The 287-nt window shown below is 61.7% G+C and carries 1 protein-coding gene; it reads right to left on the bottom strand.

What is annotated here, in order from left to right; genetic code table 11:
- Nucleotides 1-185: 185 nt before the first annotated feature.
- The coding region (locus AC0L3S_RS39295) for an aldehyde dehydrogenase family protein (RefSeq protein ID WP_473285104.1) at nt 186-287 on the bottom strand (102 nt) is incomplete at its 5' end.

Raw genomic sequence — 287 nt, 5'->3', positions numbered from 1 at the left:
GGTTCCCGGCGAGAGGATGCCGCAAAAAGGGATTGACTAACCAAGGCCCGTTACAGAAGCCCGGATGGAGCGAAGCGCAATCCGGGACATTCCCCGCATTCCGCTTCGCTCCATGCGGGCTACGAAAAAACAAAACGCCGGAGCGGTTTCCTGCCCCGGCGCTTTGTTCGTTCAGGCGACGAAACCTACGCCGCGTTGAAGCCTGCGACGGCCTTCACTTCGAGGAAGTCCTCGAGGCCGTACTTGCCCCACTCGCGGCCGTTGCCGGACTGCTTGTAGCCGCCGAA

The sequence above is a fragment of the Bradyrhizobium sp. Ken01 genome (genome assembly GCF_055807355.1).
The sequence above is the reverse complement of the archived record's forward strand: the minus strand, read 5'-3'. Positions and strand labels throughout refer to the sequence as shown.